We start from the raw sequence: 17,217 nt of genomic DNA, 5'->3' as shown, positions 1-17,217 counted from the left end.
TTTAGAGTGGTCATTTTAGTTTTGACACACCCTCACCAATCCACTACTTACAGCTTCTCCTTTATCGCCTCAATCAGTTCCTGATATTCTGTATCCGTCAGATATACTTTCCCCGGATTCATCTGGAATGTACCTCCATAGTCAGGGCCATCCACATATTTAGGAGCCAAATGAAAGTGCAGGTGGGAAAGCTTATCGGAGTAAGCGCCATAGTTTATTTTTTCCGGATGGAAAGCTTTATCCATCGCACGGGTAACACGGGCCACATCGGCCATAAATGCATTACGGTCTTCATCACTCAGTTCGTTCAAGTCATTCACATGATCTTTGTATGCTACAAGACAACGACCACGGTAGGTCTGTTCTTTAAAAAGAAACACACGTGATACACTAAGCTGTGCAATCTCGATCATCAGATTGTTCAGCGTTTCATTGTTCTGGCAATACAAGCATTCTTTAGGATCGCTTTTCATGATATAAATTCTTTTTTAGATTGATATGCCGGCAAAGATAAGCATCTTACCCACATATAATGTCGATTTTTTAATTCTTTTGACCGACTAATTGGTATACATCCTCCTTTTCACCGACTACCCATAGCACATCCCCCTCTTCAAACGGCGCATTAACATCCGGCGTCATCAACATCTCTTCCCCACGTTCCACACCGGCTATCAGGCAATGATATTTATCACGTATGCCTGATTCACGCAACGTTTTACCTAAAAAAGCGGAATCGGAATCGATCATAAACTGCTTTAAAGTCATCTCGCTCTTTTCAAAAACATCACTGTCTACGTAAGCCCCTTTTGACATCTCCTCGCTGAATAGGTTAAGTTGCTCATCGGTACCGATTACCTGTATTTTGTCCATCGGAAACAAACGGGTACTGCCTCCGGGTATATTGATCCGCCGTCGTCCCCTAAGGATAGAGACTACATGTATTCCATACTTCTTACCAAGATTTAATTCAAGCAACGTCTTGCCCGCCCAGAGAGATTCCCCCGGAAGTTCGAAATCGGCCAGATGCAAATCACGGGAAAGCAAACGTCCCGCATATTCCGGTTTCTTCTCACCCATATATTCAGCCCGCATATCACGAGAGCGAAGATTCTGAAAAAATTTCCGTTCAATCAATATGGATTGTTTCTTTAAACGACGCGAAAGTACCATCAATATTACAATCAAGATAGCAACACCAATCAATAAGCCGATAGAAGATTTAAATAACCGGGCAATCACAAACATCACAAATAACACGGCAATCAGCATACGAAGCACAATCGTTGAAACCAATGGTGCACGGTTGGCACGATGGGCATTCCATAATGTAATAAACTCCGACGAATGATTCTTTTTGACCATGATGGCACGGAGAAAAGGCGATATACAAAGAATGGTAAATACAGCTCCTAACAACGAGGCCCAGAAATGCGGCAGATTCTCACGGAAAACCGGAACGACAAACCGGAATGAAATAGCCACAATAGAGATGCTTACAATGGAATAAACCACCACGATACGAGCCATGGCGAAAAGAAGTTTCCGCCACAGGTTTTCATGGTTTACCGTCTGCGGACCGGAAGAATAACGGGCAAGAAAACTCTTCCAGGATTCGGGTAAATGACGATCAGCAAAATCAGATGCCGGCTCTGCCAGACGAATCATATACGGAGTAAGAAAGGTCGTGATAACCGAAACCGCCACTACGATAGGATAAAGAAAATCACTCGTCACATGAAGTGATACCCCCAAAGACGCAATAATAAAAGCAAATTCACCTATTTGTGTCAAACTGAACCCGCATTGCATCGCTGTCTTTAACGGTTGCCCTGCCAATATCACTCCAAATGTACCAAACAATGCCTGTCCAGCAATGACAGCAAGCGTTATCACCAGAATAGGTAATGCATATTCTCCAATCATCGCAGGATCCACCATCATACCTACGGAAACAAAAAAGATAGCACCAAACAAATCCTTGACCGGCTTGACCAATCGGTCGATAGATTCGGCTTCTATCGTTTCAGCAAGAATAGAACCCATGATAAAAGCACCGAAAGCTGCCGAAAATCCGGTATTGGCAGCTATCACCACCATCCCGAAACAAAGCGCAAGAGATACAATCAGTAATGTTTCTTCACTCATCAACTTGCGGCAACGCTTCAAAAATTCGGGAATGAGATAAATACCGACCACGAACCAAAGAATCAAAAAGAACAGCAGTTTTCCGATGCTTTCGAGCATCTCGGTTCCTTCAAAGTTATTACTCACCGCCATTGTAGAAAGCATCACCATAAGCACGATAGCAAGGATGTCTTCCAATATAAGAATACTCAACACCAATCCGGTAAATTGCTTTTTACGCAGTCCGAGATCATCAAATGCCTTATATATAATAGTCGTAGAAGACATGGCTATCATACCTCCCAGAAAAATGCAGTCCATCCGTTGCCATCCGAAACTCATCCCCACACCCATTCCCAAAAGAATCATACAAAATATGATGGTACAGGCGGCGATGACTGCCGTACCTCCGACTTTCACTATTTTCTTGAAACTAAACTCGAGTCCTAATGCGAACAAAAGAAAGATCACACCTATATCGGCCCAAGTTTTAATATTGGCAGAATCCATTACCGAGGGTGTATAAGGCATATGCGGACTGGCCAGAAATCCGGCAACAACATATCCCAACACCAAAGGCTGTTTTAATTTTTTAAATAACAGTGTCATTACGCCGGCACAAAGCAGAATCAACGCCAAGTCGGCTATCAATGTAGGTAAGTTTGACATCTCCGTTAATGTTTTATTGCATGCAAAATTACACGAAAATCAAAAGAGAAACCGGCTTAAGGACAAAAAAAATTATGCCTCAGGCTAAACTTTGTTAACCTGAGGCATACACTTAGTCTGAGTGATTCATAATCAGTAGTCAAGTAGTCAAGTAGTTCAGTAGTTAAGTAGTCAAGTAGAAATGTTTTGTCTAATATATTTCCCTTAACTACCTACTATCTACTACTTACTACTTGACTACTTAACTACTGAACTACTTGACTACTGAACTACTGAATTAACAGTTTTGATGATCGTTTTACTTCCTGAACGGAGGTCTTACCACCACCGCTTTCAATTTACGTCCCCGCATATCGATAAAAATTTCTGTTCCCAACTTGCTGTATTCCGGTTTTACATATCCCATACCGATACCGATTTTCCTCATAGGAGACATGGTTCCCGAAGTTACAATCCCTATCTTACCACCATCCTCATCTACCAATTCATATCCATGACGAGGAATGCCACGATCGATCATCTCAAAGCCAACCAATTTACGTACGGTTCCTTCGGCCTTTTGTTTCTCAAGCATCGCACGGTTAGTAAAATTCTTCCCATCCACAAATTTCGTAATCCACCCCAACCCCGCTTCAATAGGAGATGTGGTATCATCCAAATCATTGCCGTACAAGCAAAATCCCATTTCAAGCCGAAGCGTATCACGGGCACCCAGCCCGACAGGCTTGATCCCGAATTCCTCGCCAGCTTCAAAAACTGCGTTCCATATCTTATCAGCAGCGTCCGGATAGAAATACAACTCAAAACCTCCTGCACCTGTATAACCGGTATTTGAAATAATCACGTTTTTCTCCCCGGCAAACTCACCGACTTTGAACGTATAATAGGGAATATCCGAAAGATCGATATCCGTCAGTTTCTGCAAAGCAAGAATTGCTTTCGGCCCCTGAACTGCCAACTGCGCAGTACGATCCGAAGAATTTTCAAGTTCGGCTCCTTCGGTATTATGTGCAACGCACCAATTCCAATCTTTCTCAATATTAGAAGCATTGACCACTAACAGGTATTTCTGCGGATCATACTGATACACTAACAAATCATCCACAATCCCGCCTTCTTCGTTCGGGAAGCAGGTATATTGCACCTTACCGGGTGCAAGTGCAGCTACGTTGTTAGAAGTAATCTTCTGCAGAAAGGGCAACGCACCGGGACCTTTCACCCAGAACTCTCCCATATGGGATACATCGAATACACCTACGGCATTGCACACCGTGAGATGTTCGTCAATAATGCCGGAATACTCGATAGGCATATTATAGCCGGCAAATTCGTGCATCTTGGCACCCAATGCAATATGTTTGTCGGTAAACGGAGTGGTTTTCATGATTTATGATTTATGAATTATGATTTATGGTTGATGAATCAAGCTTTTTGAGCAACAAGTTCCGCTATCTTCACGATCACCTTCATCGCCTTTTCCATATTCTGAACAGGCACGAATTCATAGCGACCGTGGAAATTCAATCCGCCGGCAAAGATATTGGGACAAGGCAAGCCCTTGAATGATAGCTGAGCCCCATCCGTACCACCACGAATAGGTTTCACATTCGGTTTCACTCCCACCGCTTCCATCGCTGCAAAAGCAGTATCGATAATATGCATCACAGGTTCTATCTTTTCACGCATATTATAATATTGGTCACGAAGTTCGAGCACCGCAATGTCTTCTCCGAATTCCGCATTTATTTTTCTCACCAGATGAGCCATTTCACGTTTGCGGCTTTCAAACCTCGAACGATCATGATCGCGGATTATATAAGAAAGAGTTGTCTGTTCCACATCTCCCTGAATGCCGATCAGATGATAGAACCCTTCATACCCTTCGGTATGCTCGGGCGTTTCATGACGTGGCAACATACTGATAAACTGATTGGCTATACGAATGGAGTTTATCATTTTATGTCTGGCATAGCCCGGATGCACGTTACGCCCTTTGAATATGATTTTGGCCGCCGCCGCATTGAAATTCTCAAATTCCAGCTCCCCTACTTCACCGCCGTCCATCGTATAGGCCCATTCACAACCGAATTTCTCCACATCGAATTTATGTGCACCTTCACCGATTTCCTCATCAGGATTGAAACCGATACGAATTTTACCATGTTTAATTTCCGGGTGCTCTTTGAGATAAGCCATTGCAGAAACAATTTCTGCGATACCGGCCTTATCATCGGCTCCCAACAACGTTTTTCCATTGGTAACTATCAAATCTTCCCCTTTGTGGTCAAGCAATTCCGGAAATTGTGCCGGACTCAGTACTACCCGCTCTTCAGCATCAAGCACGATCTCCGAACCGTTATAATTTTCCACGATGCGCGGTGTCACATCCTTGCCACTCATATCAGGACTCGTATCCATATGGGCAATAAAACCGATAGTGGGAATTTCCTTATCCGTATTTGCCGGAAGAGTGGCGAAAAGATAACCGTGTTCGTCCAATGTAATCTCTTCCAGACCTAAAGACTCCAGTTCCGATTTCAAATACTTGGCAAAAACCATTTGTCCCGGAGTACTGGGAGTAATCCGCGTTTCTTCACTTGATTGAGTATCAAAGCTTACATACCTCAAAAAACGTTCTACTAAAGCCATATTATTTACAATTTAAAAATTCACTATTTACAATTGACAATACATTTGCCGTAAAGGTAGAAAAAGAGCCGTGAATTGACAAGCAAATCCCGGCTCTTTTTCTATAAAATGCATTTCCACCCTATCAATGGTTTCTTTTTGATAGTACAGAATATTTTTTATGATCATGTACATTCGTCATATTCCAACTGTCTGCTGAAATTTTCAGAAGATACCCAACCTTCTTAGTTCAGAGAAGACCATCTATATCTCACTCTATCCCTCGATTTTTAATAAATAATGTATTTTAATAAAAGTATCTTTATCTTATATGCTTTTTTTACCGAAATTATGTTATTTTTGCTCGCAATTAAACAACACCATGAACAAAAACAACCTGAAGCATAAATACATATCAGTTTCCATTATTTTGTTATTTGCCTTTATATGCGGACTAAATTACAAACAATGGCATGTCACTAATAACATGACAACGAAACATCTCTCTCTTATCTATTCTACTGCTAAAGATGAAATTGGACATGGTAATATCGAAGAATGTTTGCAAAAAGAGTTCAAAAACCAAGGGATTAAGGTAATATTCGATAAATTCTATCTTGGTTGCTCTCATTCTAACCGAACAGAAGAAACCGGATGTATTGAAAAATACCTCGAATTGCTTAAAAATAAATCCATAGACCTTATTTTGCCCATAGGAGATCAGGCGACCGATGCTTTATTATCTACCCATCACCGACTATTATCCTCTATTCCCGTGGTAGCTTGCAATGTGCATTTCCCCAATGAAAAATTGATAGCGGAATATGATTTGCAGAAAGTGTATATATTACGTGATACTCCCGACTTAAAGCGCAATATGGATTTCATTAAAACACTACACCCTCATACCGGCTTAGAGATCTTTTATAATATAGATATGACTGCTATGGGACGTGAGTCTTTTGATATGCTCACCCACGTAGTTGAACGAAAAAACGTAAAGTTTTTAGGATATCAGAAAGAATTTACACAAGAGTCCGATTACGAGAAGCTATGGAAAATGATCGCGTACTTCAATTTAATACCCGGCATCACAAATGACAGTTTAGCAATGAACAAGCTGACTGTCAGCCTTTGTCCGTTCCGTTATATAAAAGGAGCCTCTTTGCTGATCATGCTCGAACGCTCGAGACGCATACAGGAAGACCAAGTCTTTTTACTGGATAAATTCGATAGGATGGCTATTCCGATGGTGAATGCCTTGAACATTCCTTCTTTCAGTTGTATTCGTGAAGGATTTAATGAAAAAGCCAAAATTGTAGGCGGATATATGGCCACGAAAGAGATCTCGGCAAAAGCGGCTGTCGACTTAAGTGTCCGTCTTCTGAATAAAGAGAAAACAGGCATGCCTAAAATAAGGGATCTGAACAAAGAATATGTGCTGGATTGGACTTATTTTTCCGAATATGCAGGGCATATGCACAATGTCCCCCAAAATGTCCGCATCATTAATTATCCGTTTTATGCCCATTACCAAAAGGAGCTTTATTTATTGGGGACATTGTTTGTCCTAACTTTCATTTTGATTTCCATTATTTTACTGCGCATGCACCGGCGTTCACTAATAGAACACAAAAATCTTCAAATGCTGGAAGAGGTTCAAAAGCGACTGAGTCTCTCTATGGATGGAGGACAAATCACGCTTTGGAATATTCAGGACGACATTATTGAGTTCGACGGCAATTACGGTTACCCAATGGGACTTGAACAACGAAAATTCACCAAGGATGATTTCCGGACATATATACATCCGGATGATATTCCGTTGCTGAGTTCGTTTTATGAGACGTTGCACCAATCTCCCAATATGCAAATACAACGTATTCGTTTCTGTTTCGATAAGGAGAAAGAAGACTACCAATGGTTTGAACTCCGATGCAGCAGCCTGAAAGATGCACAAGGAAAAATTATGATGGCGGGTATCATGCAGAATATCCAGAAACAGACAGAACACGAAGAACAACTCATATTGGCAAAGCAGATAGCAGAAAAAGCAGAACTAAAGCAATCGTTTCTCAATAATATGAGCCATGAGATCCGTACTCCACTAAATGCCATCGTGGGTTTCACGAATTTACTGGTAGGCGAAGAAGCCGACAAATTAGATCCGGAAGAAAAAGCAACCATGCTCGAGCTGGTGAATCATAATAACGATTTACTATTGAAGTTAGTCAATGACGTATTGGAAATGTCTCGCATGGATTCCGGTATCACCTTTTTCGAAATGGAAGAATGTAACTTGACAGAGGTAATAAAAGAGATCTATATGACCCACCAAGGACTGATACAGACCTCTTTAAATTTTTATCTTGAACTCGATGAAAGTGTTTCGTTACCTGTCAACACGGATCGTCTCCGCTTCACCCAAGTTATCTCCAATCTCTTGAATAATGCCAATAAGTTCACCAGCAAAGGGGAAATAACATTAGGATGTAAATTAGATAAGACCCATCATGAGGTACGCGTTTATGTAAAAGATACCGGCAAAGGTATCGATGAAAAAGAACTCCTCATGATTTTCGACCGCTTCTATAAAATTAATGAGTTCGAGCAGGGCAGCGGTTTAGGACTTTCCATCTGTAAAGTGATTATCGAACGGTTGGGAGGACGCATAGAAGTACAGTCGGAAGTAGATAAAGGCAGTTGTTTCACGGTAATTCTATCTTTGGCAAATGCGATATAGTCTGCATAATGGAGATTTTAAAAGAAAAAAAACAAACAATGAAAAGCAAAATGAAATCCTGGCAGGAATGGTTGTTATTTAGCAGCGTAATGATTTTGGTCTTTATGCTTGGAATAGGCATCTCATCCTTACTGGAGTCCAGAAAAGAAATAGCAACCATCACTTACACTCAGAAAGTAAAGATAACCGGCGTAGAAGCACGTAGCCCTCTTTTCAGCAAAAGCTATCCCCGCGAATACCAGACGTGGGCAGATACGGTAACGACTCATTCCCTGAGCGATTTCCGAAGAGATTTTTCCGTAGATATTTTAGCACAACGTCCCGAGATGGTGGTATTATGGGCCGGTTACACCTTTTCAAAAGATTATTCCACTCCGCGCGGACATATGTATGCACTGAATGATGCCATCCATTCTCTCCGTACCGGTGCGCCCATGAAAGCGGCTGACGGTCCGCAACCCTCTTCGTGCTGGGCATGCAAAAGCCCGGATGTCCCCCGATTGATGCAAACGATCGGTGTAGATTCTTTCTACCGTCAAAAATGGGCGGCATTGGGTAGTGAGATAGTAAACCCTGTGGGGTGTGCAGATTGTCATGAACCGGAAAACATGAATCTGCATATCAGCCGTCCGGCACTTATTGAAGCGTTCAGTCGTCAAGGCAAGGATGTAAACAAAGCTTCTCCACAGGAAATGCGCTCATTGGTATGCGCCCAATGCCATGCGGAATATTATTTCCAAGGAGATGAAAAACGGCTGACCTTTCCTTGGGATAAAGGTCTCACGGTAGAAAATATAGAAAAATATTACGATGAAGCTGATTTTACCGACTACATTCATAAGTTGAGCCGTGCCCTTATATTGAAAGCCCAGCACCCCGATTATGAAATATTCCGCATGGGTATCCATGCTCAGCGTGGGGTATCATGCGCCGATTGCCATATGCCATATGACGAAGAAGGGGGTATAAAGTATAGTGACCATCATATCCAAAATCCACTGGCAGTGGTGGAACGTACTTGCCAAACTTGCCACCGCGACAATAAGGAAACACTTCGTCATAACGTATATGAACGACAGCAGAAAGCTGATGAACTGCGCAATCTATTGGAAAAGGAATTGACTACAGCGCATATCGAAGCCAAGTTTGCCTGGGACAAAGGAGCTACCGAAAACGAAATGCAAGAAGCATTGACATATATTCGCCAGGCACAATGGAGATGGGATTTCGGGGTTTCTTCTCATGGCGCTTCTTTCCATGCTCCACAAGAGACCATGCGGATCTTAGGGCATGGGCTGGACAAAGCATACAAGGCACGCATGGCTATCGCCAAAGTTCTGATACGGCATGGATATTCCGATGATGTGCCGTTACCGGATATTTCCACCAAACAAAAAGCCCAGCAATATATCGGTTTGGACATTTCTACCGAAAAGGCAGCCAAAGAAAAATTCTTGAAAGAGGTGATCCCGATGTGGATACAGGAGGCGAAAGAGAATAAACGCATTGCAGGTATATAACCCGCTTTTACAATTCGATCTTATATCTTATATTAAGAAGTGCATGCTTCTACAACCCTCTGTAGAAAACATGCACTTTTCAATCTATATTTTAATTTCCAAATTCCTAAAAATGGCTGCTACCATCAAAACAATGGGTACAAACCTGACATTTGGGTAAACCGATAGCCTCTATCAAAGTTTCCAGTGTATTGAACTTCAATGAAGAAAGCCCGAAACGCTCGGCAATGACACTCACCATCTTCTCGTATTCCGGCGAACCGGTAGTGGCATATTTCTCAAGATTCTTGTTCTCGTCTCCTTCAAGTTCTTTAATAATGCGCCGGGTAATTAACTCAAGTGCATTTTTAGAAGCAGTAAAACCGACAAAAGGACAAGCATAAATCAACGGAGGGCAAGCAATGCGCATGTGTACTTCTTTCGCTCCATAATCGTAAAGTACTTTCACATTATCACGCAATTGAGTTCCACGTACAATGGAGTCGTCACAAAACAACAGACGTTTACCATTGAGCATGGCACGATTCGGTATCAGCTTCATCTTTGCCACAAGCGAACGCATCTCCTGATTACTCGGAGTAAAGCTACGCGGCCAGGTAGGTGTATATTTGGAAATAGCCCGATGATACGGCACTCCTTTCCCCTCTGCATATCCCAATGCCATACCGACACCCGAATCGGGAATACCACATGCACAATCCACCTCGAACTCATCTTTCTGTCCCATCTTCAAACCACTGGTGAAACGGACTTCTTCCACATTACGTCCTTCATAACAAGAGGTAGGAAAACCATAGTATACCCACAGGAAAGAACAGATCTGCATTCCTTCGTCCGGCTTACGCAACTGTGTGATTCCATCGGCACGCAAATGCACTATTTCACCCGGTCCCAAATACCTTTCTATCTCATAATCCAGATTCGGAAAACTACTTGACTCACTGGTAGCAGCATACGCTCCCTCTTTTTTGCCTATCACCACCGGCGTACGCCCCCACCGGTCGCGTGCAGCAATGATACCGTCTTCTGTAAGCAGAAGCATGGAGCAAGAACCTTTGATATGCTTATACACATTCTCGATACCTTCTACAAAGGTTTTTCCTTGAATGATAAGTAAAGCGATCAGCTCTGTTTGATTGGTACTGCTGGAACTCAGTTCAGCGAAATGCATATTTTTGGAGAGTAGTTCGTCTTCTAATTCTTGAAGGTTGACGATTTTTGCGACTGTAACGATGGCGAAGCGCCCGAGATGAGAATTGATAACGATAGGTTGTGCGTCTGTGTCGCTGATGATACCGATCCCGGCATTGCCTTTGAATTTATCCAGATCGGATTCAAACTTGGTACGGAAATATGAACTTTCCAGATTGTGAATGGAACGGATAAACCCTTGCTCTTTACTATAGGTCGCAAGACCGCCCCGTTTTGTCCCCAAATGTGAATTATAATCTGTGCCGTAGAACAAATCGGTCACACAAGCCCTTTGTGAGACTGTTCCGAAAAAACCTCCCATATAAGATTCTTTTTAATTAGTGTTAGTTTTGAAAAAGATTGTGCAAAAGTACAAAAAAGAATCTGACCGGAAAAGAAATTATGAATAATGTGCCTATTGAATAATTTGCCAATATTAATAATTTGCCAATGTGTCAATGTGCCAATATGCCAATTAAAAGAATGTACTCATTAATAATGTGTCAATGTGCCAATGCATTAATGCCAATGTGCCAATCAACCGGCAAAATGAGAGCGCAGCTAATTGGCACATTGGCATATTGACACATTGGCAAATTATTTAAATTTCTTCATTTTCTTATCTGCCGGAGTAGCTTCGATAATGCTCATTGCAAAACCACCGCTACGGGCAAGTTTAGTAGAAATCTTTGTTTTGTTGGTTACCAATCCTTTTTTTATCTGGTAGGAAGTAGGATTGGATTCATAATCGGCATCTTTTCCATCGGCATAAAGAGTGGCTACATATTGTTTCCCCGGATCCAAAAAGTCTAACGTGAAAGTTGCTGTACGGGCATTTTCATCGGTAATGCCCCCCACAAACCAATTATTAGTGCCTTTCGCCTTACGGGCTACGGTAATGTAATCTCCCGGTTCGGCTTCCAGATATTTGCTATCGTCCCAGTCCACTGCCACGTCTTTGATAAACTGGAAGGCATCCATGTGACGTTCATAGCTTTCGGGAAGATCGGCTGCCATCTGGAGCGGACTGTACAACGTCAGATAAAGAGCCAACTGTTTAGCCAGCGTAGTATGTACAAAGCTATGCTCTCCCGTCAGAAAAGAGAGTTGCGTATCGAAGATACCCGGAGTGTAGTCCATCGGGCCGCCAATCTGTCGGGTAAAAGGAAGCAGTGTGGTATGGAAAGGTTTGCTGCCGCCAAATGCTTCGTATTCGGTACCACGGGCAGATTCATTACCGATAAGATTCGGATAAGTACGGCACAGTCCGGTAGGCCGAACGGCTTCATGGGCATTTACACAAATCTTATAATCGGCGGCTTTGGTCACTGCATAGAGATAGTGATTGTTCATCCACTGTCCGTAATGATGTTCACCACGTGGGATGATATTACCCACATAACCACTCTTCACTGCATTATATCCATTGTCCACCATGAACTGATAAGCCTTGTCCATATGGCGTTCGTAATTACGTACGGAAGCAGAAGTTTCGTGGTGCATCATCAACTTCACACCTTTGCTGGCAGCATAGGCATTCAGCATCTTCACATCAAAATCGGGATACGGAGTCACAAAATCGAATACATAATCTTTTGATTGGCCGAACCAGTCTTCCCAACCTTCGTTCCAGCCTTCTACCAATACCTGGTCGAATCCGTGCTCGGCTGCAAAGTCAATATAGCGTTTCACATTTTCGTTGTTGGCACCGTGCTTGCCGTTAGGTTTCGTTTTTGAATAATCCGTTTCGCCTAATTTTACGGAAGGTACATCATCCGTGTAAGCCCAACTGCTTTTTCCGGTAATCATTTCCCACCATACACCTACGTATTTCACCGGTTTAATCCAAGAAACATCTTCATATGCACAGGGTTCATTCAGATTAAGGGTCAATTTGGAAGCAAGGATGTCGCGGGCATCATCACTTACAATCACCGTACGCCACGGAGATTTGCAAGGAGCCTGCATATATCCTTTATCTCCCACAGCATCAGGAGTCAGCCATGATTCGAATACGAGATTCTTGTCGTCCAGATTCAAGTGCATACAAGAGTAATCTACCAAAGCGGCTTCATGCAGGTTGATGTAAAGACCATCGGCCGTTTTCATCTGCAAAGAGGTCTGTACGCCTGTCGGTGAAAAGGAGGTCTGTGAAGCATTGCCGGTAATAGCGCCTTTCATCAATCCGCGAATCTCCGAAAGCTTGGATTCTGTATAGTCATATTCTTGCGTGTCATAGTCACCGGGAATCCAGAAAGCTGTATGATCACCCGTCATGGCAAACTGCGAATGTTCTTCCTTGATCACGAAATAATTCAGATTCTTCTGCAATGGAAATTCGTAACGGAATCCCAAACCATCATCGTACAAACGGAAACGGATAACGATGTTGCGTTCCTGCGCTTTCTGATCCAGCGTCACAGCTAACTCATTGTAGTGATTGCGAATGGATTTCACCTCTCCCCAAACCGGTTCCCAAGTTTCATCGAAAGTGCCGGTTTTCACGTCGGCCAGTGTAAATCCGCTCATCAGTCCGGGATCATTCTTTAACTCCAATCCAAGCTTGGACGGTTTGATTACCTCCTTATTCTTATAAGAAAGTTCGTACACCGGTTCGCCTTGCGCGTTTACCGTAAAACTAAGTTTCAAAAGCCCGTTAGGAGAAGTAATACTTTCGGCCATAGTTGCTGTACTTATTAATAATAAGGAAAGCAGCAAGAAAGCCATTTTAGTGGTTAGTGTTTTCATGTGATTCATGATATGAATTTAATAAATTAATAATCGTATGGCAAAGATAAGCAGGAAACATTCAGGTTCGTTCCGCATATAAACGGAATATAAAAGAAATATCTGAAAACGTTTGCATAAACTTCTTACTATTAATAAGATAATAGAGAATAAAAAAGAGTGAAATATAAATCGAATAACAGGAAAATTTAATGATAACAGGAAAATAGCGGCGAATTTACATTAAATAAACAAGCATATAAATGTTTATATTTCGGATACAAGAAACAGGAAGGAAAGAAATAAAAGCACAATTTACACATCAAAAATAAGAGACATTTCCATCATCAGACAATCATTTGAATATCAATACATTAAACAAACCATTATTTCCCACTACGAGAATCGACCCGTTCCCCGTAGAGAAACACATCGAGTCTCGTAGAGGAACGAACCTTTTCTCGGTGAGGAACCGACCGGATATTTATATAATATGACAAACACTTTAAGGACAGAAATAAAAGCATGTATACACTGTAACAAAATAAGAAATAAGGAAAGAGACATACACTTTACTTCAATTCTGTTTTAATAAAGGAATTCGACTAACATAATTTTCAGACATCCAAAGGAATGATTGAAGTCGTTTGATTGACAAGCCACAAAAACCTCTTTTTTTTGCGAAATACAATCATTCCAGCACACCGATTTTCATAATTTCCTCTTCGAAGTTTTCCCGGTTGATAGCCTTGTTTTTTACTTTGTTCCGATAGGTATAAATCGTATTGATGGAATAATGAAGAAAGTTAGCAATTTTAGAACTGTCGTCAATGCCCAAACGAATAATTGCAAAAATTCTCAGTTCGGTATTCAACAGTTCACCCGGCTTCATTATAAAACGTTCTTCCGGTTGCAACAATCGATTGAACTCTGTTACAAAATCAGGATACAGGTGCAGGAAAGCATTGTCGAAGTTGGCATAAAATTCCTTTTGTTCCATTCCGGCAAACTGTGAAGATTTTGTTAGTTTAAGCAATTCCTCTGTTTGTCCGGCAGTGATTTTACGATTTACCGTACGACGAAAATTATCCAGTTTTTCAATATAAAGGGAGCAAAGATTAAGGAAATGTCCGATATATTCTTCCTTTATGTGATTGGCCTGCCGCAAATGACGCCGGGCAACAGAAAGTTTCTTCACCTGCTTGTATATCAGAACGACCGATATAATCAGGAAAACGGAAAGCAGGCTGACTATGATCAGAAAAAGAACCAATTGCCGACGCTGGCGCTCTATCTGCAACTTATAGGCAGCATCTATCACAGGAAGCATACCCGAAATCTCGATGGTACGTAAACGCGCGTTACAGAAAATGGCATCTTCGAGCGAACGCTTGATATAATGATAAGCACGGGTTATATCCCCTTGCCCGTAAAGAACAAAAGCCAGACTGGGCAAGGCGGCATTCTCCTTAACCGATGCCTTTATATCCGAAATGGTGGAGAGTATCAGATACTTCTCATACTCTTCCGGACGACCCTCGTCCCGATACAACTGTGCCAACGAAAAAGCCGCACGGGCAAAAACATTCGATTCCTCCGGCTGACTATGTACCAATTCCTGAAATATTTTTTTAGCCTGCATGTACTGACGGGTAGCGACAAAGCGTTCGGCTTCATAAAGACGGTACTCGGGTAAAGCAGGCGAAAGAACGGTCAATAGCGAATCCCTGTATTTATTTTGGAGTGCTGCATACTTTGCAACATAGGCGCTATCGTGAGAATAACTGGCCAGAAAAGAATTCAACTGCCGCCCGCAATTATAAAAAGCCGGTAACAAGCTATCAGGAAGCGTGGTACGATTGATGCCGTGCAACCTGTCCCAAGCCTCTTTATACATTCCGGAAACAGACAAGACAGATACCTGGCAAAGCCGGATCTCATCCGCCCAAGAGACATTATGCAAAGAATCGGCTATCAACAAACTACGGTCGAAATACGCCATGGCCGAATCCGATACAAAAAGTTCATACTCCGTCCCTAACCTCTTATTGAGACGGAATTTTTGTTGCAAAGTCAACGACGGCCGGGCCAGTAGCCGTTTCAAACTATCGATACGGCCTTCTTTCTGTTTCATATATATCTGTTGCTGGCCCAACACCTTGTCCAACCGGACGAGAATGGTATCCGTTCCCTTACCGGCACACACGGAAAGAACGCCCCAAAAGAGTGATATCATTACAACAACCAATCGTCTCATAGCCTGTTTTTTCGCATAAGCGTTCAAAAGTACAAAATTTATCCCAAAATATCCCCTCCTTTGCCATATGAAATGCAGGAAACCCTTCAACATCCTACAAATAAATTTGTTTTCGCTTTCGGTTTGTTGTACTTTTGCCTGAACTTGTATGCATAAAAAATGAAAGAAGCAATTTACATATTCATTGGAGGCGGTGCCGGAAGCGTACTCCGCTATCTGGCGCAAATAGGACTCAACGAACGGATGTCCGGCATCGGATTCCCGTTTTCATGGGGGACGTTTGCCGTAAACATCATCGGGAGTTTCTTCATCGGCCTGTTCTATTCCGTATCCGAACGCTGGAACCTGCCTATGGAAATGAGACTCTTTCTCACAACAGGCCTATGCGGGGGCTTTACCACATTTTCCACTTTCTCCAATGACGGGCTAAGCCTGCTGAAAGGAGAGTTTTACGGCACCTTCCTGCTCTATTTTTTCCTAAGTGTTGTTTTGGGATTAATAGCCGTACTGGCCGGTGGATTCACCGGGAAATTATTAGGATAACTTAAAAAAAGAGATAGAGAGAATGAGAACGACTAAAACTGCCAAAGCGTCCATTATACGCATCGCACCTCCCATTGTGGAAGAACCATCCGAAAGTCTCGAACCATTGAAAGAACTCTTCGAAAAAGAAGAAACCGCATACCGGCTTTCCTTCACCAAAAGTATGGAAACGGGAATCTACGCTTCCTACCGGAGTATCAAAGAGTGTGCTTTCAGTAACATCACTTTTATTGATTCCGCTTTCAAATCGGCCCAAATATCCGATGTTGTTTTCCGGCAATGCGATTTCTCCAACATCTCTTTCGCCGGAAGTTCCTTCTACCGGGTAGAGTTCATCGACTGCAAATTGATGGGAACCAATTTCGGAGAGTCTACATTCAATCATGTACGGATGATAAATTGCAACAGCCGGTACATCAACCTCGCCATGAGCAAAACGAACCAGATGCAATTTAGCCGGTGCGACTTACAGAACGGCAGCCTTAACGACTGCCGCTTACAAGCGACCGCATTCGAACACTGTTCGCTGATACAAGCAGACTTCTCGCATACGCGTCTGCGGAACATAGACTTGCGTACTTCGCGTATCAATGGCCTGCAAATCAATATTTCCGACCTGCAAGGCGCAATCGTCAGTTCCATACAGGCAATGGAGTTACTTCCATTGTTGGGAGTAGTCATCAATGACGACTTCCAACAGTAAATAATTTCCCCAAACATTAGTGAACAAACAGGCGTACCTGTTGCCCAATTTCAAAATTTATCAGTTTATAACTTTCATTATAACACCGGGAAACGAACCAATTCCCTCC

The 17,217-nt window shown here is 42.4% G+C and carries 11 protein-coding genes; 4 read left to right on the top strand and 7 right to left on the bottom strand.

Going from position 1 to position 17,217, the window contains the following annotated elements; genetic code table 11:
- Positions 1–47: 47 nt before the first annotated feature.
- From QVP90_RS00905 to pepT, 4 genes are all read right to left on the bottom strand, one after another.
- Positions 48–473 (bottom strand): HIT family protein, encoded by a 426-nt coding sequence (locus QVP90_RS00905; RefSeq protein ID WP_005924392.1) that lies wholly within the window; start codon positions 471–473, stop codon positions 48–50.
- A 70-nt stretch (positions 474–543) separates the two neighbouring features.
- Complete coding sequence (locus tag QVP90_RS00900; RefSeq protein ID WP_021935439.1) at positions 544–2,796, bottom strand: cation:proton antiporter; 2,253 nt, start codon at positions 2,794–2,796, stop codon at positions 544–546.
- Positions 2,797–3,094: 298 nt separating this feature from the next.
- The gene (gcvT, locus tag QVP90_RS00895) at positions 3,095–4,180 is read right to left on the bottom strand and encodes a glycine cleavage system aminomethyltransferase GcvT (protein ID WP_005924398.1); all 1,086 of its coding nucleotides are present in this window, start codon (positions 4,178–4,180) and stop codon (positions 3,095–3,097) included.
- Positions 4,181–4,218: 38 nt separating this feature from the next.
- Positions 4,219–5,445 (bottom strand): peptidase T, encoded by a 1,227-nt coding sequence (pepT, locus tag QVP90_RS00890; protein ID WP_021935438.1) that lies wholly within the window; start codon positions 5,443–5,445, stop codon positions 4,219–4,221.
- A gap of 361 nt (positions 5,446–5,806) precedes the next feature.
- On the opposite strand from pepT, the gene QVP90_RS00885 reads away from it, so the two are divergent.
- Entirely contained in the window at positions 5,807–8,167 is a 2,361-nt protein-coding gene (locus QVP90_RS00885) for a sensor histidine kinase (RefSeq protein WP_192917441.1), read from the top strand.
- Positions 8,168–8,205: 38 nt separating this feature from the next.
- A complete protein-coding gene (nrfA, locus tag QVP90_RS00880) occupies positions 8,206–9,687 on the top strand; it encodes an ammonia-forming cytochrome c nitrite reductase (protein WP_007478305.1) in 1,482 nt (493 codons plus the stop codon).
- Between the two features lie 106 nt (positions 9,688–9,793).
- On the opposite strand, the gene QVP90_RS00875 is transcribed toward nrfA, so the two are convergent.
- The 3 genes from QVP90_RS00875 to QVP90_RS00865 form a co-directional block, all read right to left on the bottom strand.
- Positions 9,794–11,200, bottom strand: a complete 1,407-nt coding sequence (locus QVP90_RS00875; RefSeq protein WP_021935436.1) for an amidophosphoribosyltransferase — start codon at positions 11,198–11,200, stop codon at positions 9,794–9,796.
- A 275-nt stretch (positions 11,201–11,475) separates the two neighbouring features.
- Entirely contained in the window at positions 11,476–13,635 is a 2,160-nt protein-coding gene (locus tag QVP90_RS00870) for a glycoside hydrolase family 97 protein (protein WP_007478307.1), read from the bottom strand.
- 661 nt (positions 13,636–14,296) lie between these two features.
- The gene (locus tag QVP90_RS00865) at positions 14,297–15,862 is read right to left on the bottom strand and encodes a DUF6377 domain-containing protein (RefSeq protein ID WP_264381032.1); all 1,566 of its coding nucleotides are present in this window, start codon (positions 15,860–15,862) and stop codon (positions 14,297–14,299) included.
- Between the two features lie 159 nt (positions 15,863–16,021).
- Between QVP90_RS00865 and crcB the strand changes: the two genes are divergently transcribed.
- Together crcB and QVP90_RS00855 are read left to right on the top strand one after the other, a co-directional pair.
- Entirely contained in the window at positions 16,022–16,405 is a 384-nt protein-coding gene (crcB, locus tag QVP90_RS00860) for a fluoride efflux transporter CrcB (protein WP_021935433.1), read from the top strand.
- 22 nt (positions 16,406–16,427) lie between these two features.
- Positions 16,428–17,108 (top strand): pentapeptide repeat-containing protein, encoded by a 681-nt coding sequence (locus tag QVP90_RS00855; protein WP_007478313.1) that lies wholly within the window; start codon positions 16,428–16,430, stop codon positions 17,106–17,108.
- Positions 17,109–17,217 lie beyond the last annotated feature (109 nt).

This window comes from Bacteroides sp. CAG:189 (assembly GCF_000432295.1).
Taxonomy (GTDB): domain Bacteria; phylum Bacteroidota; class Bacteroidia; order Bacteroidales; family Bacteroidaceae; genus Bacteroides; species Bacteroides salyersiae.
Note: the sequence above shows the minus strand (reverse complement) of the source record. Positions and strands in the feature narration are given on the sequence as shown.